General features: G+C 37.7%; 19 protein-coding genes. All 19 read right to left on the bottom strand.

The window, feature by feature from the left end; translation table 11 throughout:
• Nucleotides 1–175: 175 nt before the first annotated feature.
• The 19 genes from ACVYAD_RS02010 to ACVYAD_RS01920 all read right to left on the bottom strand — a co-directional run bounded on the left by ACVYAD_RS02010 (nucleotide 176) and on the right by ACVYAD_RS01920 (nucleotide 19225).
• Complete coding sequence (locus ACVYAD_RS02010) at nucleotides 176–613, bottom strand: YlbF/YmcA family competence regulator (protein WP_349659690.1); 438 nt, start codon at nucleotides 611–613, stop codon at nucleotides 176–178.
• Nucleotides 614–2158 carry a tRNA (N6-isopentenyl adenosine(37)-C2)-methylthiotransferase MiaB gene (gene miaB, locus ACVYAD_RS02005; RefSeq protein ID WP_349659691.1) on the bottom strand — a complete coding sequence of 515 codons (1545 nt, stop codon included), beginning with the start codon at nucleotides 2156–2158 and terminating at the stop codon, nucleotides 614–616.
• Nucleotides 2159–2377: 219 nt separating this feature from the next.
• On the bottom strand, nucleotides 2378–3634 hold the full coding sequence (locus ACVYAD_RS02000; RefSeq protein ID WP_476424240.1) for a carboxylate--amine ligase: 1257 nt from the start codon (nucleotides 3632–3634) through the stop codon (nucleotides 2378–2380).
• 186 nt (nucleotides 3635–3820) lie between these two features.
• Nucleotides 3821–4828, bottom strand: a complete 1008-nt coding sequence (locus ACVYAD_RS01995) for a histidinol phosphate phosphatase domain-containing protein (protein WP_476424238.1) — start codon at nucleotides 4826–4828, stop codon at nucleotides 3821–3823.
• Nucleotides 4825–5610: a DeoR/GlpR family DNA-binding transcription regulator gene (locus ACVYAD_RS01990; protein ID WP_476424236.1), complete on the bottom strand. Its 786-nt coding sequence runs from the start codon at nucleotides 5608–5610 to the stop codon at nucleotides 4825–4827. Before ACVYAD_RS01990 ends, ACVYAD_RS01995 begins: the two co-directional genes overlap by 4 nt.
• Nucleotides 5607–6608 (bottom strand): ABC transporter ATP-binding protein, encoded by a 1002-nt coding sequence (locus ACVYAD_RS01985; protein ID WP_476424235.1) that lies wholly within the window; start codon nucleotides 6606–6608, stop codon nucleotides 5607–5609. The genes ACVYAD_RS01990 and ACVYAD_RS01985 overlap by 4 nt, the downstream gene beginning before the upstream one ends.
• On the bottom strand, nucleotides 6605–7390 hold the full coding sequence (locus ACVYAD_RS01980; protein ID WP_476424233.1) for an ABC transporter permease: 786 nt from the start codon (nucleotides 7388–7390) through the stop codon (nucleotides 6605–6607). Before ACVYAD_RS01980 ends, ACVYAD_RS01985 begins: the two co-directional genes overlap by 4 nt.
• On the bottom strand, nucleotides 7390–8232 hold the full coding sequence (locus tag ACVYAD_RS01975; RefSeq protein ID WP_476424232.1) for an ABC transporter permease: 843 nt from the start codon (nucleotides 8230–8232) through the stop codon (nucleotides 7390–7392). Before ACVYAD_RS01975 ends, ACVYAD_RS01980 begins: the two co-directional genes overlap by 1 nt.
• A 359-nt stretch (nucleotides 8233–8591) precedes the next feature.
• Nucleotides 8592–9428 (bottom strand): alkaline phosphatase family protein, encoded by an 837-nt coding sequence (locus ACVYAD_RS01970; RefSeq protein ID WP_476424230.1) that lies wholly within the window; start codon nucleotides 9426–9428, stop codon nucleotides 8592–8594.
• Nucleotides 9418–10506: an ABC transporter substrate-binding protein gene (locus tag ACVYAD_RS01965; protein ID WP_476424229.1), complete on the bottom strand. Its 1089-nt coding sequence runs from the start codon at nucleotides 10504–10506 to the stop codon at nucleotides 9418–9420. The genes ACVYAD_RS01970 and ACVYAD_RS01965 overlap by 11 nt, the downstream gene beginning before the upstream one ends.
• 249 nt (nucleotides 10507–10755) lie before the next feature.
• Nucleotides 10756–11127, bottom strand: coding sequence for a 2-oxoglutarate ferredoxin oxidoreductase subunit beta (locus tag ACVYAD_RS01960; protein ID WP_386826751.1), 372 nt, complete (start codon nucleotides 11125–11127; stop codon nucleotides 10756–10758).
• Nucleotides 11128–11355: 228 nt separating this feature from the next.
• On the bottom strand, nucleotides 11356–12741 hold the full coding sequence (locus tag ACVYAD_RS01955) for a sensor histidine kinase (RefSeq protein WP_476424227.1): 1386 nt from the start codon (nucleotides 12739–12741) through the stop codon (nucleotides 11356–11358).
• Nucleotides 12729–13391: a response regulator transcription factor gene (locus ACVYAD_RS01950; RefSeq protein ID WP_476424225.1), complete on the bottom strand. Its 663-nt coding sequence runs from the start codon at nucleotides 13389–13391 to the stop codon at nucleotides 12729–12731. Before ACVYAD_RS01950 ends, ACVYAD_RS01955 begins: the two co-directional genes overlap by 13 nt.
• A 28-nt stretch (nucleotides 13392–13419) precedes the next feature.
• On the bottom strand, nucleotides 13420–14175 hold the full coding sequence (locus ACVYAD_RS01945; protein ID WP_476424223.1) for a lantibiotic immunity ABC transporter MutG family permease subunit: 756 nt from the start codon (nucleotides 14173–14175) through the stop codon (nucleotides 13420–13422).
• A gap of 3 nt (nucleotides 14176–14178) precedes the next feature.
• Complete coding sequence (locus tag ACVYAD_RS01940; RefSeq protein WP_476424222.1) at nucleotides 14179–14907, bottom strand: lantibiotic immunity ABC transporter MutE/EpiE family permease subunit; 729 nt, start codon at nucleotides 14905–14907, stop codon at nucleotides 14179–14181.
• A gap of 1 nt (nucleotide 14908) precedes the next feature.
• Nucleotides 14909–15616 (bottom strand): lantibiotic protection ABC transporter ATP-binding protein, encoded by a 708-nt coding sequence (locus ACVYAD_RS01935; RefSeq protein WP_349659699.1) that lies wholly within the window; start codon nucleotides 15614–15616, stop codon nucleotides 14909–14911.
• A 423-nt stretch (nucleotides 15617–16039) separates the two neighbouring features.
• Nucleotides 16040–16906: a 2-oxoacid:ferredoxin oxidoreductase subunit beta gene (locus ACVYAD_RS01930; protein ID WP_079560540.1), complete on the bottom strand. Its 867-nt coding sequence runs from the start codon at nucleotides 16904–16906 to the stop codon at nucleotides 16040–16042.
• A complete protein-coding gene (locus ACVYAD_RS01925) occupies nucleotides 16906–18645 on the bottom strand; it encodes a 2-oxoacid:acceptor oxidoreductase subunit alpha (RefSeq protein WP_349659701.1) in 1740 nt (579 codons plus the stop codon). Before ACVYAD_RS01925 ends, ACVYAD_RS01930 begins: the two co-directional genes overlap by 1 nt.
• A gap of 313 nt (nucleotides 18646–18958) precedes the next feature.
• Complete coding sequence (locus ACVYAD_RS01920; protein ID WP_004224903.1) at nucleotides 18959–19225, bottom strand: stage V sporulation protein S; 267 nt, start codon at nucleotides 19223–19225, stop codon at nucleotides 18959–18961.
• Between the last annotated feature and the right edge of the window lie 234 nt (nucleotides 19226–19459).

Here is a 19459-nt window from a genome sequence, read left to right as displayed (position 1 = left end):
GTTTTGCCTCCAGCTTCCTTCAGATTCCGCGTCGCCACGGACACCCTTGCTCTTGGCTAACCTCTACTTCTGTCTTCGGGGTTCGGGACTTACACCCTATAGTTCATATGCATGCCGGGCGCACATAGTAAAGCTCGAATGAAAGCATTCATCCGAGCTATTTCTTCTATTATTTTTATGAGCAGCTGCCTGGTGTTGTATTTGCTACGTATGAGCCAGTTTCACCACGAAGTAAATCCCCACCCGTTGATCGAACAATCTCATTTGTAACATTGTTCGCAATTGTGTTTGACACTAGTTGTAATAAATCATTTACATCCCCTTGAGATTCTTTAAATTGTTGAACTACTGGGATGGCGTTGATTTCTTCTTCAATTTTTTCGATTTTATCTTCAATTAATTTAAGCGCTTTTTCTTTTCCTAAGTGTTGGAAATTAACAGCTTGCTTTTGTAGGCTTTTTAAACTTGCAATACGCTCACGTACTTGTTGGTTTTCATTAATTTGTGCTTCTGCCTTTTTGAAAAATTCAACTTCTGGCGTATTGGCAATCATATGCGCAATTTCATGTGACTTCTTGATTAAATCTTCTTTTGTATATAATACTTGTGTCATTTACGCTTCCACCTTTTCATTTTTTACTACTTCTACAAATTCACCACTTAGTGAATATGAAGTAGCTTCAACTATTTTTACTTTCACTAATTGACCAATTAGATCTGCTGGGGCTTTAAAGTTTACAAGACGGTTTTTACGCGTGTAGCCAGCTAACACATCATCACGTTTTTTACTCGTTCCTTCGACTAATACTTCTACTATTTCACCCTTCAAGCTCTCTAATGCTTTGCGAGAGTATTCCCCTACAACCGCATTTAATCGGTGAAGACGTTCTTTTTTCACTTCTTCAGGTACATTATCCACCATTTTGGCAGCAGGTGTACCCTCACGAGGAGAATAAATATAAGTAAAGGCCATTTCAAAACCTACTTCACGGTACAAGGATAATGTCTCCTCAAATTGTTCTTCAGTTTCGTTAGGATAACCTACGATAATATCAGTCGTTAGTGTTACTTCCGGAATAGCCGCTTTAATTTTCGCTACTAATCCAAGGAAATGCTCACGTGTATATTTACGCGCCATAATTTTTAGCACATCATTTGAACCAGATTGTACTGGTAAGTGAATATGCTCAACTAAGTTACCACGTTTTGCAAGTACTTCGATTAAATGATCATCGAAGTCACGTGGATGACTCGTTGTAAATCGAATGCGCGGGATATCGATTTTTCGTAATTCATCCATCAAATCACCAAGTCGATATTCAATATCCTCAAAATCCTTACCGTAAGCGTTGACATTTTGTCCTAAAAGCATAATTTCTTTATAACCTGCAGCCGCTAGTTCACGAACTTCAGCAATGATTTCTTCTGGACGGCGACTACGTTCCTTACCACGCGTATAAGGTACAATACAATACGTACAGAATTTATCACAGCCGTACATAATATTTACCCAAGCTTTAATGGAGCCAAGACGTTTTTTCGGCAGATTTTCAATTACATCGCCTTCTTTAGACCAAACCTCAATGACCATTTCCTTAGACATATATGCTTCTTTTAAAATGTTCGGTAAACGGTGAATATTATGTGTACCAAACACCATATCGACATGCGGATAACTTCTTAAAATTTTATTGACGACGGATTCTTCCTGTGACATACAGCCACAAACCCCGATCAACATTTCTGGATTTTTACGTTTATATTTTAACAGAAAGCCAAGTTCTCCAAATACTTTATTTTCTGCATTTTCACGGATGGCACACGTATTCAATAATACGACGTCAGCTTCGTCAATTATATCTGTAGGCGTATATCCTAGCTGCATAAAAATCCCAGCCATAACTTCCGTATCATGCTCATTCATTTGGCAGCCATACGTACGAATATAGAAAGTACGCCCTGTCCCCATACCTGCAAACTCTTCTGCAATGTTAAAGTCTTTATGGTACTTAACATCTTCTTTCCCACGTTTTTTAGCATCTTTTAATGAAGGTGCTGTAAAGACCGTTTCAAAATATTTACTATAATCCTTTTCAGGCTTGTCTTCTTTTTTTGGTTGATTGACTTGTTGATTAGCTAAGCGTTGTTCTTCATTCATTGCAATCAGGTAACTCCTTTCAAACGAATTCCATACATTTGAAATCCCGTTTTACTATTATACTGAATAATTGCAACATCCTACAAGGCTTGTGTACTAAATGTCGCGGTTTAGACTTAATTACACGTAGTTTGCTGAGTTTTCCCAACACCGCTTTGCTTCTTTTAGAACTCCACAATAATAGGAATCTACATTAAATGTTCGGTCCTTATCTTGAGCTTATTTGTAGTACTTTTTATATTTTAGATTTAAATAAAAATTATATAGTTTAAGCTTTACCCAACGCTTTACATTCATATCCTCTCTAAAATATAGAGCATTCGAATACTTGTCCTGTTTTATTAATTGCTTAGCTTCTATTTTCAGTTTTACATTTTTCAAGCCTTTAAATAACAATCTTTTTGGAACGAGTGACCACAAATGCCTCGTCTGTACATACGTTAGCTCTTGATGCACATTGAATACATAATCATTAGCTACACACTGCATTAAGTTATGACCACTTGCTGTCACGTAATAGCTTGAGGCACCGGATCGTAAGTTCATTTCAAATATTTTAAATTCTCCGTCACGAACATCTAGTTTCATATCAAAATTCGCAAAACCACTATAGCCAATGCCCTCCAAAAAATAGCGCAAGTTGTCCATAAGCTGTTTATCGAAATCTGTCATAATCGCCAAGGAGATTCCAATATTTTGTGGTGATGGATCTTCAAGGAGCTTGTTCCCTAAACACATCAGTTTAACCTTCTTGTCCTTCCCTACGTAAACGTCTAATACCCGAATATAAGAATCATCACCTGGAATAAACTCTTGAAGAATTAAAGAATCTTTATAGGAAGAGCGATAAATGCTTTTAATAATATGCCGCTTCTCTTCTTCATTTTTTACAAGAAATACTTTTTTCTTCTCAGGGAAGGAACAACGCGTATATTCAACGAAATTCGAAGGCTTGATGATTATCGGATAATCGAAGGGTATTTCACTTGTTACACGATGTGCCTTTGTCAATACAATCGTTTTGGGATATTTTAAATTGTATAAATCACATTGCTTATAAAATTCTTCCTTTGTTTGAACCCGCTTCATTACATCCTCATCTATATAAGGCAAAATAAAATAATGTTGTAGTGTCTGTTTATTAATAATGATCAGCTCCGCATAAGTACAATCACATACAAGAAGGATTAATTTTTTATGTTTGAACTGCATCGCCACTTCTATTAAAGCTTGTACAAAATAATCTGGTTCATCTAAACGGTCCACATATTGAAAATCCAGAATATCACTATTTTGAGTCGCTATTCCTAGCGCCCCACCTAGTAAGAGCGTTCGAATATCTTTTGTTTTCATAGCTGGCTCTAATACAAGACTTTTCATACGATACGCCTCATAAAAGGAACGGGCTACCCCATATGCATATTGACCTGATTGTATAATAACTGGTAAAAAGGGTTGATCAACTGTTTTTGACAATTTTACTCGCCTCTCATGATAAAAATGAATTTATTCACTTTTATATGCGGCTTGTCCTGTACTTAATACTACAAGTCTGTAATTTTCTTAAAGTAGTCGAAAAACACTGAAACAAAAATGAAGCTCCTATTAAATAAGAAAACTCATTTTTGTTTCAGTGCCTCTATGCTTATGAACTACTGAATGCTATATGTCAATTAATTTTTTCACACGCTGTTCAAAGCCGACAATCGATTGAACACCTAAGCTCTTAAGCAAATCTGCATTGGCAAATGTAAATTTACCTAAATCGTCCGGGAAATGCGCATCTGAGGAAACTGTAAAGGCTACTCCCTGTTCCATTAATATTTGAAGGAAGCGAGGGCCAGGGCATATCTCTTTTACTGGATAACGATAATACAGGCCCGCATTCAATTCAGTGGCAGTATTTGTTGTAACGAGCGCTTTGGCTATACGTTCATACCAAGAATCGAGAAAAATAGCGTCCTCCACTTGATAATTAAATACTTTAAAGTTATCCAAGTGTGCTACAAAATCAAACATACTTGAGTGAATCATTTTTTCGACTGTAGCAAAGAAACGCTCATAGTTCTGCTGTAATGTAGTAGCATCCATGTCCTCAAATATGTATTGCGTTTGAGGGTTATCAAATCCCCAACCATCTACAAAATGGACGGATCCGATAACGTAATCCCACGGATATCCTTTCAGTAATGTTGCTAATTCCCCCTCGCCGCCGACAAAATAATCCGCCTCGATGCCTAGCTTTAAGGAAATACCGTGCAGACTCCACTTTTCCTTTGCTCGATTAATAGCTAACACAAAATCATCCATGCTTTCTGTCATCACACTATCAAGCCAGTAACGCTGAGCTCTACCAACTTCATTGTCATCTAACTGCATATAACGCTCAAAATATGCTCGCGTCTCCTTGAAACGATAGAGATGATCGACAATGCCAACCTCTCGCAAACCGAGCTGCTTTGCCTGTTGTAAATATAAATCTAACCATTCATCACTATAACAGCCACTTTGTAATCGCTCTGATAACTGCTTCATTTGCAACTCTATAAATGCTTTAGAACCTTTTGCCGCTCCTCCTTCTTCATTAAAAAATCTAATTGCCTGAGAAGTACGCTCCAGCCAACGAAATGAATATGGGCCTTCCTCTAAATGTACATGATAATCAATCATTCGCTTTTTCCTCCATTGCATACTGTCCACTTTTCCTCATACGCTTGCCATTCCAACGGACAAGCTATATCACAAAGAATTTCTGAGCACTCTTCTATGTGACATATTTGATAAAAGGACTTCCCATTTACTTTTGTTGCATCCGCTAGTAAAAAGTTCGTCTTACTATGATTAAGCATTTTTCTAGAAATTAACGATTCATCCAAATCATAATCGTATACGATACCTTCACTTATACCACCACACGATATAAATGCTTTATCAAAATTCATATTTCCTAGTAATTCTAATGTCATTGCTCCTGTTACTGAGGATTGCCTTGGATTGGTCGTTCCTCCAAGTAATATGACCTTTCCCGTCATGCGCCGCTCCTCTATCGCCACATTAAATTGTACAGCTGCAGCGATAGAATTGGTTACGACCGTTATATCATTGACTGCTAATAAAAAATCTGCAATATGCACCGTTGTTGTACCTGTATCAACTACAATTGTATCCCCGTCACAGATACGTCTAGCTGCTAATCTAGCTATATTACGCTTTGCCTCTTTTTGCATTTGAAGCTTACGTAAAAATGCTGGTTCATTTCTAACATTCGTATACTTCACTGCTCCTCCGTGTACTCTTGTTAATAAATGCTGTTGAGCTAGCTCATCAAAATCTCGACGAATCGTTTCTGGTGCCACTTGTAATTCTTCGGCAATAGTGGCAACAATAATTTTACCGTCAATCTCTAACTGTTTTAAAATGAATTCAAAACGTTCTATTTTTGCATATGTCATGATAATGCAATCACATCTTCTCTCGCCACATAACACACATATTTCTTCCCCAGTTCAAATGACTGCCCTCGTTGGTGTAGCTGCTCCATCGTAAAGGGATATTCTCCCTCGAATGTTGTCCGAATAACATTGCCACTCATTAATGATTGCTTCGCCTCTCCACTTATACAAACATCCCCCTGTCTTAGTTCGAGATGTATCGCTTCCGGTCGAATTGCAAATTTTGAGTATTCTTTAGGCAACGTCTCACCAATCATTGTCTCAAGCGCTTGACGTGTAAAGACATTGTAATGTCCGATAAAATTAGCGATAAACTCACTTTCGGGGCTTGTATAAATGGCAGTAGGTGTTCCGCTTTGTGCAATCATTCCATTATTCATCACAAATATTCTGTCAGATACAGCCATTGCTTCCTCTTGGTCATGCGTAACTAAAATCATCGTTATGCCAAGTTTTTGCTGGATAGCTCGTAAGTCTGCTTGAAGCTTCTGACGAATTTGGGCATCTAGCGCACTGAGCGGCTCATCTAACAGCAATACCTTTGGACGTACAATTAAAGCTCGGGCAAGGGCTACACGCTGCTGTTGACCACCAGATAATTCTTTCGGATATGCATTTGCTTTTTCACTTAAATGCACAATCTCAAGCATTTCTTGAACACGTTGATCAACTTCTGCAATAGTTACTTTTTGCATACGTAAACCAAAGGCTACATTTTCTTTCACCGTCATATTTGGGAATAGTGCATATGATTGAAACACCATACCCACTTGACGATCCTTTGGTTGAACACCAATCATATCCTTACCTTCAATGATAATTTTTCCTGCTGATGCATCTGTTAAGCCCGCTAAAATTCGTAAAATGGTACTCTTACCACAGCCACTTGGACCTAAAAGAGTAATAAATTCACCTTTATAAATCTTCATATTTATATTTGATAAAACAGTCGTTAATCCATATTTTTTATGAAGTCCTTCAATCACAATATAACTCATAGATTTGTAGCACCTTTCGATCGTTTCGTTAATGTTGCAATAGCGAACGTTAATAAGCCCATAAGAACGATATAAATAAAGACAACCGCACTAGCAATATGTCCACTTGTACTAAGCTTCTTCATTAAATAAATTTGCACCGTTTCAAAGCGAGAACCGACAACTAGATTAATCACTACAAATTCTCCAAAAAGTACGGAAAACGATAATAAGGCACCTGCAAATAAACCTGGGTATACTGTAGGCAACAATATTTTAGTAAATGCCTGCAATTTCGATGCCCCCAGTAATTGTGCTGCATCTAAAAGCTGTCGTGCATCTACATTCCGCAAACTATTGCGTGTCCCCTGATAAATGTACGGTAGGATACCGATAACGTATGCCCCTAAAACTACTAGAATCATTGGCACACCAAATTTGCTGTAAACACGAATAAGCCCAACTGCTAAAATAATTCCTGGAAATGAATACACCATCACAACAGCCATCTGAATCCATTTTTCGTATTTTGGAAAATACAACACGATTACAAAAATAGCCGGTACGATCACGAGCAATGCAATCATTACAGCTCCACTCGACAATAAAACAGAACGTCCAAACGCCTGTAAAAATTCTGCATCCTGAAATAATGTAGCAAGCCATTTAAATGTTAAACCTTCTGGCAAAATGGTCTTATTCCATTTCGTCGCAAATGCATAAAACATTGTTGCAACAACCGGCAACACTAAATACGCCATTAACAGGAGGAAAAATAAATCAGCAAAGCCTCTTTTTTTCACTATAACTTCCTCCTAGTTTTTGAGATGCTCCATTCGCTTAATAACATCGCTGTCACCATCGTAACTGCTAGCAATACTGCAATAGCACTTGCCAGTTCTGGCTGTGCAAAAATATCTCCCTTAATTAGAGAGCCAATACGAATGGCCACTAAATTGTAATTACTGCTAGTTAGTGCATAGGCAGAGGCATAAGCTCCCATTGCATTGGCAAACAATACGCTAAATGTTCCAACAATCCCTGGAAGCATAACAGGGATCCCAATCTTCATCCAAAACTGCCAAGTAGAAGCGCCAAGTAGTGCGGCTGCTTCCTTCCATTGTTGCTGAATTCCATCATAAATTGGGTATAAAAGCATTAATGCTAATGGCAACTGGAAGTAAATATAAATAAGTAGCAAACCACCCCAGCTATAAAGAGAAAATGACGATAATACGCAGATCCCCCATTTATCAAATAGCAATGTGAAAAGCCCGCTATTGCCAAGTAATACGATAAACGCAAACGCTAACGGAATACCTGAAAAATTTGATGTTAAATTTGTCAGTATTAAAATTTTCTCGCGCACTGGCTCAGAAAATCCCATCATCGCATAAACTGCAAATAACGTAACGATTAAGGCAATGACAGCCGAAATAGCTGACAGTGTAATACTATTTTTAAAGCCTTGTAAAATGTAATCATTCGTTAATACAGATTTATATTGTGCGAGTGTAAAACCATCACTATTTTGAAAACTTGTGATTAGCATATACAGTAACGGTACTAAGAAAAATAACAAGACAAGTACTAGAAAAGGAGAAAGCCAGGCAACTGTTTGCCGCTTCGAAATCAACACAATCACTTCTTTCTTTATTTAATAGCGGCTATTTTAGATTAATCATAGAAGCTCATCATCATAATGTGGGGTCGATTTCCGTTCCGACCAGGGGCGTCCGATGAGCCGCTAATCCCCAAGGTATCGCCCATAGTTGATAAAAACTGAAATTGTTCTGATAAAATGAGATTTTGTTCCGATAAATTCTAAAATTGTTCCGATAAATCTTCAAATTAATTCATATAAAAATGAATTCTTCATAATAACATGGGGTCGATTTCCGTTCCAGCTGGGCCGCTCCGCTGCAGGGTATCATCTATGACACTGATCCCCAAGGAGTCGCCCAGCCCTCCACTCCAATTACACACCTGATTAAATATTAATAATTAAACCCCTTTTAAAGAATGCATCCCCTCTAATAACAGCGGAACCATTTCATCAGAAGGTTCAATATTCAATAAATGACAACACAGCGGAGCAATTTGTAGCTGCGAGACAATCTCATCCTTAATGCCTGCTTTAACGTGATTCGAAATAACAAACATTGGGACATGACGATCTTCAGCTGTTGTGCCTCCATGATTACCATCACTCGTCATCCCGTGATCTGCCGTCACGATCACTTCATAGCCCTGCGCAAGACATTTTGGAATAAATAGAGATAATAATGCATCTACTGCTAGAACACGATTTCGATATTGTGCCGAGTCAGCTGTAAATTTATGACCATCATCGTCCACATTCATCGGATGAATATATAAGAAATCTGGTTGCTTTTGATCCATTAGCCATGCAGCATCAGCAAATAAATGACTGTCTGGATAGTGATCCTCAAAGTAGAACAAGCCATTCTCAATCGGCAATTGCGTATCTAATTGCAACCTGTCCTCTATATGCACAAATGGTGCACGATTGTATAGTTCACTTACCCAATAATAGGCAGCTGCTGCTGTAGACAAACCGTTGTCTTTCGCTACATGAAATAGACTATTTTGCGTAGATAAACGTACAGTCATATTGCTCGTTACCCCATGTACAATGGGGGGTGTCCCCGTTAAAATAGTTTCATATAAAGGTCTTGATAGAGACGGGACCTCTGAACAAATCTTGTAGCGTGCTGCAATATTACGTTCAACTAAATGGTGCATAAATCCCATATGAGTACAGGCTGTATCAAAGCGAAGTGCATCTATGACAATTAAAACAACTTTTTTATTTCCCATGAATTAATACCTGCTCTTGATAAAGTTGTGGAATTTGCTTTGTTGTTTCTTCCCATTTCTTTTGGTCTTTTACTGGCTGTGCATTTTTGTACATATCCGCAGGTAATAATAGTTTTTGAACATCTTGAGACAATTGAACTTTGTCACGAATTGGACGAGCATAACCCTTCGCTAAGTTTTCTTGCCCTGCATCAGATAAAATATATTCACGAGCAAGCATTGCTGCATGAGGATTTTTAGCGTATTTATTAATGATTGTCGCATAGCCTGATGTTACAGAGCCTTCTGATGGAATGATGACATCAAAACGTTTCTCATCAATTTGGTGTCGATAGCCGAGTGCATTAAAATCCCATAAGATGGCTACGTCAATTTCTCCTTTTTCTAAATTCGCTACAGATGGATCACCTTTTAAACGCCCCTGCTTTGCTAAGTCTGCAAAAAAGTCTATTCCTGGTTGAATATTCGATTCATCGCCACCAAATGCCATAGCAGCTGCTAAAATAGCAAACTGTGCTTGATTCGCTGTTAAAGCATCACCAATGCTGACAGTGTAATCTCCATTTTTAATATCCTCCCAAGATTTCGGGGCATTTTTGACGTTGTTTTTATCAGTTAAAAATGAAATGGTTCCAGTGTAACCCACGATCCAATGTCCTTCATCATCCTTTGCCCAGTCAGGTATTTCATCCCAATAAGATGTTTTGTACGGCAATGTTAAACCTTTGTCCTTGGCAATGGGTCCAAAGGCAATACCGACGTCACCAATATCAGCAGTGGCATCATCCTTTTCTGCCTCAAACTTTGCTAGCTCTTCAGCACTCGACATATCTGAATCCTTATGCTTAAGGCTATATTCAGTACCAAGCTCATCCCAAGTCTCCACCCAGTTAGCCCACGTATCTGGCATACCAACAGAATTTACAGTGCCTTCATCTTTTGCTTTTTTCGTAACCTCTTCAAGTGTCAAATCACTGTTCACTTCATTAGAACTAGATGAACCGTCCGAACAAGCAGCCAACATTGAAATTGCTAATGCTCCAATTAGCCCTTTCTTCCACATCTTTTGAATCGTCATGAGTTGGAACCTCCATTTGTTTTTGTTTGTTTTCATTTGCCTTACAACAGTTATATTAAGAAACAAACATTAAGCAAGTATGGAGGACAGTAAAATATTTAGTAAAAATTATGAAGGAATTATGAAAATCTATGAACAATAATTATTTTAAGGGGAAAGTAAAAGTTTTAGAGGGAATAAGAAGGAATCTAGTTCTGTATGCGCACGTTAATGTAGCTTTGCAAGACGTGCACACACTCTAGATTAATTTTATAAACCAAGAAAATCTGCATATGTATGTGGCTCGTTTTCCTTTAAAATTGTTAAAAATGTAAATGCAAGCTGCACGACTGACCACCATCTCATATTGTAGGACATTTCAAAGCGGGAAGGTTCTAAAGTAAATACGTCTTGAAAAATATCAAGTGGATCAATTTTTTCATCTTTTAATATTGAGAGAAAACCTAAAAACAAAGTATGATCTTTGACTTCAATCATTTTTCCTTCAACAAGTGCATCAATATTTTCTGGTTGTTGGAAATTACATTGTGTCGCAACATACTTTTCTAAATCCTGCGCGCGCTGCCTTTCTTCGCGCTCTCTTTTCTTTGCAATAAAATCAATGACGTTATCCACGTGCATCATCGCCTCTTCTTTTTTTCTTTTATTGTAGCACTTTTTAGAATATTATTGCCCGAACGCGCTCCCCATCTTTACCTTTCAAACAAAAACAAAAAGAATGATATTAACAAATTTGTCAAAATCATTCTTTTCACATGTTATTTTATCAATAGCGATAACTAACTATTTTATTAAACTCATCCCTTAACGTGAGGTTTACTTTCCGAAAGCAAAGTGACAGTAAAGCAATTACTTCAAGGTAAAATTGATTGGGATTGTAATGGTCACTTTTCCTCCACCTGCTGCTAAATCATTATCAATTTGCAGTGTTCCACTATGACTCTGAACAATTGATTGGGCAATATATAGCCCCATCCCATGGTGATTTCCTGCATTTCTGCTTGGGTCTCCGCGGTAAAACTGTTTGGTAGCTTCTTTTAAATCCTTCGGAGAAAATCCACAGCCGCTATCGGTAACGGTAAATTGAATCACATCATTAGCACTTTGCACAGTAAATGTTACCTTACCATTTTCAGGTGTGTGCTCTACCGCATTAGCAATAACATTGATCATCGCTCGATAGAACTGCTCTTCATCGATCCATATAAGTGTGGGAGGCATTTCCTTTTGGACAACTACTTGAAGCTTTTTTTCCAACGAAAGAGCTATCATTTGATGCTCTACTTCTGTCATAAATACATCCGTTTTAACATTCGTTTTTTCACGGGAAATATTATTTTTCATTTTCGATAAATCAATCAGCTCTTTCGTGAATTTTTCTATTTCTATTGTATTTTTCAAAATATAATTATTATATTCTTTTTGAATATCATCTTGATCCGTATCTTGTAGTAGCTCTGCATTCCCTCGAATAATCGTAAGTGGTGTTTTCAGATCATGAGCAAGAGCAGATATTTGTTCTCTACGTGCCTGTTCTGATTCCCATTGCTGTTTTAAGGAACTGTTTAAAGCCTCCCTCATCTGCTCAAGAGAATTTGATATTTCATCTACCTCACGGATTCCAGAGGGGTTTATCGTAAAATCTAAATTTTGATTTTGTATTTTTTCAATCGCTTCCTGCAAGCCAAACATTTTTTTCTTAAGATTTTTTCCAAAATGGATAGCAAGTCCAGTTACTAGCGATATTACCCCTATAATAAATAATAAAAGATCTAACAGTTGTGGATTGGGTAAATATTTTCTCATAATAACCGAACGATACTGCGGCAATAAATAATACCGTAATATACAAATCTCATTTTCTCGCTCTATAAACGAGTAAAATTGAGCGATACCTTGAGTTTGTTCTTTTTTCATTGCATCCCAAGCTTTTAAGGCATCCTTCTCTGATAGATTCCCTGCAAGAAGTTTACCTTCTTTAGAAAAGACTGCGTAATCAACGAGGTCTGGGATCATATCAGCTGTAACCGTACTACTAGACGCAATGCGATCTCTTGATGATGAAATTTGAGTTTCTGCATAATTTGCTGGTAATACGATGTTAGTAGAAAGGGCAAACATCGTTAAACCGATCAACAGTACTACTAACAGAATGGTGCCTAAACTTAGAAAAAGGAGATATCGAAGAAAAAAAGTATGTAGACGTGTTCCTTTAGCGGGCTTTACTGTCTCCATTTATATCCGATCCCCCAAACAGTATCTATGACGTCAATATTAAAGTCATGTAGCTTTGAACGGATATTTTTAATATGCTCAGTAATGGCAGTACTGTCACTCTTCCCATCAAACCCAAAAATAGTTTCATAAATCTTTTCCTTCGAAAATACCTGTCCTCGATTTCGAGCTAGAAATTCGCATATTTCATATTCGCTTTTTGTCAGTATTACCTTCTCCTCATTTACAAACAGCTCTTTACCAGAAAGATTGAAGTGAATGTTATCTACAAAAAGGATACTGCGTCTTTCTCTTTTTTCTCGTCTCAAATGCGCATTCACTCTTGCACGTAGCTCCCCAATTCCAAACGGCTTGATAATATAATCATCAGCTCCAAGACCTAGACCATACATTAGATCTTCCTCCAATGATTTAGCCGTTAAAAAAAGGATGGGACAATCTACAGCATGGCGTATTTGGCCACATAAAGTAAATCCATTAATTTCGGGCATCATCACATCCAATAAAATTAAATCGAAGGCACCAAGATCCATTTTACTTACTTCAGTCGCATTAGAAACTGCCGTTACTAAATGCTCGTCTTTTAGTAATGCATTTTTTATCAATATTAAAATATCTTTTTCATCATCTACTGCTAATATTTTTGCCATATTTCTACCCTCATCATTTCTTCATACCCTAATTATTAGATTTTCTTCCTTCCCATTTCCAAAACCAAAAACAAGAAAGGACTAATGCGAACAATGTTCCGCATACTGAAGCAATAATACCTTCCTGTAGTCCTACTTCCACTATTGATAAGTCAACCCCTGACGCTTTCATTGTCCATAATGAAACAAAGTGACCACCCCAACCATAAGGTATAAATGACCAAATGCCATCACCTAATCCAGTGAGTAATAAGGCTACTATTAGTGATCCCACAATACCTAATCCGATTGAGGCACCTTTACTAAAATGAAGACTAACAAAAAAATGTAAAATATATAAAAATGCAAAGCTTACAAATAGAATACATCCAGCTATAAAATAAAATCGATAACCAAAAGTATCTTCATGCAAAAGTTCAATAAAGCCAACACTAAAAATACCAAAAGACAGTAATATTGCTCCAAAACTAAATAACAATAACAGTAGCAACTTGCTTAAATAGGACACTATTTTTGTTTTAGTAGCTGTTAGCGTCCCCTGAAAATGTCCTGCATTTGCTTCTTGCTCCGCTGCCATTGCACAAACTAATCCAATAATAATTGGAAACCCGCATGCTACTGCTTGAAGATAAGCCGTTACCCTATCATTAAAACCCCACGGTGAATAAGTATAGTATGCTAAAAAAATCCCTGAGATAATAATAGGTACAATTAGATGTGTGAACAAAAATGGCGTTCTTTTTGTTTTAAGAAACTCTGCTCTCAGTAATCTTAACATTACCATGAACTATTTCGCCTCCCTTTTCTGAAACCAACGTGCAGTAAAGAAGCTAATTAATGCAAACCATGTTAAAGCAATTAATATACCTGGAACTATAACCGACATGCTTAATAACGGGCTACCTTCAGGCACTGGCAGACCATTTGGTAAAATCTCTAATATTGGACATATTAGTCTTGCTGTAATTGCGTAAGGAACACTATACCAAAAATCCCCATTTGAAAACGAAATCATACCAGCAATATTGCCGACTAAATTTATAAAAATAGCCGTATAAGTCCCTAAACTTGCTGCAAGGAATAAACAAAGTGGAATTTGCCATAAAAACGTTACGAAAATTAACAAACTACCTGTAAGACTATTTATGAAAGAAAAGCTATTGCCAAAAAGTATTCCACCAACAGTAATTCCTGAAAAGAAAATAAGTGAAATTAATAACAACCAGGCACTACATGCAAGTATTTTGCCAAACCAAATCTTCTTCAGATCAATCGGCATTGCGAGAATACTATGGTATTTTAATTTAGCATCTTTTTCCACCACTACTGCACAACATATCGTCAGAGCACCTGGTAAGAGCATTGTATACCACCAATTATAAGCACCCTTTTGAAAAAAACTGCCTCCCATTAAAAATGCAGTTAGTACTATCGCCACAATGGGTGCTAGCCAAACTAATTTAATAATAAAAGTCTTTTTCCACTTTAATCTTTCGGCCTTCATAATTGATATCATGTTACATGCCTGCCTTTCTATTAGCAGTCACTACTTGCATAAATAATGATTCTAATTCCTGACCTTGTGGGGCAACTCCCTGATAACCTAATTTCCCTCCTGCAATGATCCCAATTTCATCAACGACCTGTTCTACCTCTGACAGGATATGGCTAGATAAAATGACCGTAATCCCTTGCTCTGGAAAAGATCGAATTAGTTTACGCAGCTCTTGAATGCCGATCGGATCGAGACCATTTGTCGGCTCATCAAGAATTAAAAGCTTCGGGTAGTTTAATAGCGCAATAGCGATTCCAAGGCGCTGTTTCATTCCTAAGGAAAACTGTCCTGCTCGTTTTTTTCCTGTATTAGTCAAATCAACAATTTTTAATACTTCATCTATACGTGACTGTGGCAACCCGAGGGCGATCGTTCGAACCTTGAGGTTTTCTCTTGCCGTTAAGTTTTCATAAAGAGGTGGTGTTTCAATTAATACACCCATGTCTTTTAAATCATTACGATTCCATTCACGTCCATTAAAAAGTATCTTTCCTGCATTCGGACGCAGCATCCCCGAAATCATTTTTAACGTTGTTGATTTCCCAGCACCATTAGGACCGAGTAAACCATAAACAGTATTGCGTCGTATCGTTAACGACAGATCCTCTACAATTTTTTGCCCCTTAAAGCCTTTACTAAGATTTTCTGTTTGTAAAATAATATCTTCCATCTATAATCATCTTCCTTTCGATGATTATAGTGTAAAAAATGATTATAAGGATTTTATAAGGAAATCAAAATTTTTTTTGGATCGTCACGCTGAACTGAACTTTTTTTTATGACTATATATTAGAGTGATATGCTTTGTGAAGTAGTTGATTGGAGTGGAGGCTGGGCGACTCCTTGGGGATCAGCAATAGAGGAACTGAGGCTAAAAGCATCACATCCTGTGATAACGCCTCCGTGACCAACATCGTGTTGGCCCAAGCGGCTCATCGGACGCCCCCAGGAAGCCTTGCTCTGTGCGAATGCGTAGCGACAGCAACAATGTTTTAACACATTAATTTTATTGACATAATTGTCTTTCAAAAATAAAAAGCATTTGGAATGAGGACATCCCAAATGCTTTTTATCATGTTGTATAATATTTGATTTACATAAATTCTTTCACTAATTTATTAAAATCATTTTCGCTCATATTAATATCAATATCTGTTAATGGTAGCTCTGAGTAGCCTGGTACTTTTTCTTGATATGAAGCTGTTTCCGTATCTTGATAAATAATACCTGTTACTAAACCTTCATGCTCCATCACTGTACGCATTGCCATAGCACGGTCAGCATTGTCATAGCCTTCGATATCAGCAAGCTTCGTTAAGTTTTCTTTAAACCAATCATACGTATTCACTTTGTTATACGTAACACAAGGTGAGAATACGTTGATGAATGAGAAGCCTTTATGATTAATGCCCGCTTCAATTAAAGCTGTTAACTCTTTAATATCAGTTGAGAAGCCTTGTGCCACAAATGTAGCTCCACTAGTTAAAGCGACTTCTAATGGTTTTAGTGAAGGTTCAATCGCACCACCTGGCGTAGATTTTGTAATAAATCCTGCAGCAGAACGTGGAGATGTTTGCCCTTTTGTTAAACCATAAATTTGGTTATCCATAACAACATATGTGATGTCAATATTGCGACGGATGGAATGGATTGTATGACCCATACCAATCGCAAAGCCATCTCCGTCACCGCCAGAAGCAATAACGTTTAAATCACGGTTAGCCATTTTCAAACCTTGTGCAATTGGTAATGCACGGCCATGAATACCATGGAAACCGTAAGAATTAATGTAACCTGAAATACGACCAGAACAGCCGATCCCAGAGATAACTGCTAATTCGTTTGGTTCGATACCAACGTTAGCCGCGGCGCGCTGAATCGCGGCTTGTACAGAGAAGTCACCACAGCCTGGGCACCAGTTTGGTTTCACTGTATTACGAAAATCCTTAAATGTTGCCATTAGCGAGTCAACTCCTTCACACGATTTTCTAATTCACCTGGCAAGAATGGTGTACCATTGTATTTTGTGATCGTCTCGATTTTATCGTGACCACCAATATTCATCTTCATAATATTTGCTAATTGACCTGTGTAGTTATTTTCTACAACGATTACTTTTTTCGCTTTTGCTACAAGTGGTGCCACTTCAGCAGATGGGAATGGATGAATTAAACGAATATGTGCATGATTCACCTTCATACCTTGAGCATTTAATCGTTCTTGTACTTCTTCAATAGCCCCACGTGTTGAGTTAAAGCCGACTAATAGAATATCCGCTTCTTCGTGTGGCGTATTTGAAAATACTGGATTATCAAATTTCAATGCCTCTAGCTTACGGAAACGTTTATCCATTTGTACTTGACGGTTACCAGTTGCTTCAGATGGCTTACCTGTTTCATCATGCTCAACCCCTGTTACATGGTGAATACCATTTAATGTACCAGGTAGCACACGTGGTGAAATACCGTCTTCTGTATTCTCATAACGTTTGAAGTATGCTTTATCAGCTGCTTCTTCAATGTCGTCAGTAACAATTTTACCGCGGCGAATTTCTATTTTATTGTAATCGAATGGTTCTACAGATTGTTTCCCTAGAGATAGTTGCAAGTCAGTCATTAAAATAACTGGTAATTGTAATTCTTCCGCAATGTTAAACGCTTGGATTGTGTCAAAAAATGCTTCTTCCATTGTAGAAGGTGCAATCACAACTTTAGGAATTTCACCATGCGTACCATATAACATCGCCATTAAATCTGATTGCTCTTGTTTTGTTGGTAACCCTGTTGATGGACCACCACGTTGTGTGTCAACAACTACTAGTGGCTGCTCTGTCATACCTGAAAGACCAATTGCTTCCATCATTAATGAAAGACCAGGACCAGCTGAAGCTGTAAAGGCACGAACACCACCAAAGTTTGCCCCAATTGCCATTGTCGCTGCAGCAATTTCGTCTTCTGTTTGAATAACCGTACCACCGAAATTCGGTAATTTTTTAATAAGGTATTCCATAATCTCAGAAGCTGGTGTAATTGGGTAAGCTGCCATTAAGCGTGTCCCAGCTGCAAGTGCACCAAGTGCTATTGCATCGTTCCCAATCATGAACATACGGCGTTTACCATCTGCTGGTGCTAAAGCCCATTCACCTACACGATCGCCTAAAAGCTCATTCATTAATTCATGGCCGCGTGTAATTGCCTCCATGTTTTTCTGAACAACTTCTTCACCTTTTCTGCCAAAAATATCATCTACAACATTTTGGAACACTTCGTCTTCTAGGTTTAGCAGAGAAGCTGTTGCCCCGATTGCCACCATATTTTTCATCAACGAAGTACCCAACTCTGCCGCTACCTCTGTAAAAGGTACCGCAAATAATGGCGCTTTTGAATCTTCTGGCTTCACTGGATCAAATTTTGCATCCGCTAAAATAATTCCTTTTTCTGTTAACTCTTTATAATTGACGTCGATCGTTTCTTGGTCGAACGCTACTAAAATATCTAAATCATCCGCAATTGAACGTACTTCTGTTGGACGAACTGTAATTTTATTATTCGTATGGCCACCTTTAATTCGAGAAGAGAAATGACGATAACCGTATAGGAAGTAACCTAAACGATTCATTGCCATTGAGAAAATTTCCCCTGTACTTTCAATCCCTTCACCTTGTTGCCCACCGACTTTCCATGAAAGCTGATGTAACATGTCAACAACTCCTTAGATCCAATGTATATACTATTATTTTTCCTTCATAAGTTTAACACGAAGAAACGGTCTGCACTATTGTTATTACGCGATTTCAGCGAAATTCAGACCTTTGACTGAAAATGGCGTTCATAAAGTTGTAATTTTCAAATCAATTTAGTTTAAAAAAATAATGTGCTGATTTCAAGTGACATTTAACATGTTAGTATGTAGAGCATGAGGGATTCTCTTCCTGATATCCTTCTTGTCTATATAAACGCAAAAATGCCTTGCAGCTTATTATGTGCAAGGCATTTTACTTCAATTACTTTTTTTATCGAATACGTTTTTCCACAAGAAGCTTTAAGGCTGTACGTTCCTCACCAGCAATTAAAATATCGGCAAACGCCGGTGCGCAAATTAAATCTGTGCCACTTGGCGCTACAAATCCGCGTGCAATGGCCACTGCTTTCACGGCTTGGTTAAGTGCACCTGCCCCAACTGCCTGCATTTCTGCTTGCCCTTTTTCTCTTATTACCGCGACTAATGCACCTGCAACTGAATTTGGATTAGAGCGTGATGATACTTTTAATGAATCCACAATTATTCCTCCCCGTTTCGCGAATAGTGTTTACGCTCAACAACTCATGTCCCCCTTTTGGACCTCAAGTTATTGTCGATAGGTCATTTTATGCTCGACGAGAACGAAATAGACTATTTTCATTTCTTATATATCAAAACAATCTAAAAAGACTGATAATTAATGAAAAAAATTCACTTTGTCATTGAAATAAAGGCGCCATAATAATTAACTTAGGGCTCCTTAGTAAAACAT

The organism is Lysinibacillus sp. G1-3 (assembly GCF_056322905.1).
The sequence above is the reverse complement of the archived record's forward strand: the minus strand, read 5'-3'. Positions and strand labels throughout refer to the sequence as shown.

Bases quoted from the DNA above. Each gene is read 5' to 3' on its own strand.
- miaB (WP_349659691.1), bottom strand. From the start codon at position 2,158: ATGAATGAAGAACAACGCTTAGCTAATCAACAAGTCAATCAACCAAAA.
- ACVYAD_RS02010 (WP_349659690.1), bottom strand. From the start codon at position 613: ATGACACAAGTATTATATACAAAAGAAGATTTAATCAAGAAGTCACAT.
- ACVYAD_RS01970 (WP_476424230.1), bottom strand. From the start codon at position 9,428: ATGGGAAATAAAAAAGTTGTTTTAATTGTCATAGATGCACTTCGCTTT.
- ACVYAD_RS01945 (WP_476424223.1), bottom strand. From the start codon at position 14,175: ATGGTAATGTTAAGATTACTGAGAGCAGAGTTTCTTAAAACAAAAAGA.
- ACVYAD_RS01960 (WP_386826751.1), bottom strand. From the start codon at position 11,127: ATGCACGTGGATAACGTCATTGATTTTATTGCAAAGAAAAGAGAGCGC.
- ACVYAD_RS01955 (WP_476424227.1), bottom strand. From the start codon at position 12,741: ATGGAGACAGTAAAGCCCGCTAAAGGAACACGTCTACATACTTTTTTT.
- ACVYAD_RS01985 (WP_476424235.1), bottom strand. From the start codon at position 6,608: ATGAGTTATATTGTGATTGAAGGACTTCATAAAAAATATGGATTAACG.
- ACVYAD_RS01965 (WP_476424229.1), bottom strand. From the start codon at position 10,506: ATGACGATTCAAAAGATGTGGAAGAAAGGGCTAATTGGAGCATTAGCA.
- ACVYAD_RS01990 (WP_476424236.1), bottom strand. From the start codon at position 5,610: ATGACATATGCAAAAATAGAACGTTTTGAATTCATTTTAAAACAGTTA.
- ACVYAD_RS01940 (WP_476424222.1), bottom strand. From the start codon at position 14,907: ATGATATCAATTATGAAGGCCGAAAGATTAAAGTGGAAAAAGACTTTT.
- ACVYAD_RS01950 (WP_476424225.1), bottom strand. From the start codon at position 13,391: ATGGCAAAAATATTAGCAGTAGATGATGAAAAAGATATTTTAATATTG.
- ACVYAD_RS01930 (WP_079560540.1), bottom strand. From the start codon at position 16,906: ATGGCAACATTTAAGGATTTTCGTAATACAGTGAAACCAAACTGGTGC.
- ACVYAD_RS01925 (WP_349659701.1), bottom strand. From the start codon at position 18,645: ATGTTACATCAGCTTTCATGGAAAGTCGGTGGGCAACAAGGTGAAGGG.
- ACVYAD_RS01995 (WP_476424238.1), bottom strand. From the start codon at position 4,828: ATGATTGATTATCATGTACATTTAGAGGAAGGCCCATATTCATTTCGT.
- ACVYAD_RS01935 (WP_349659699.1), bottom strand. From the start codon at position 15,616: ATGGAAGATATTATTTTACAAACAGAAAATCTTAGTAAAGGCTTTAAG.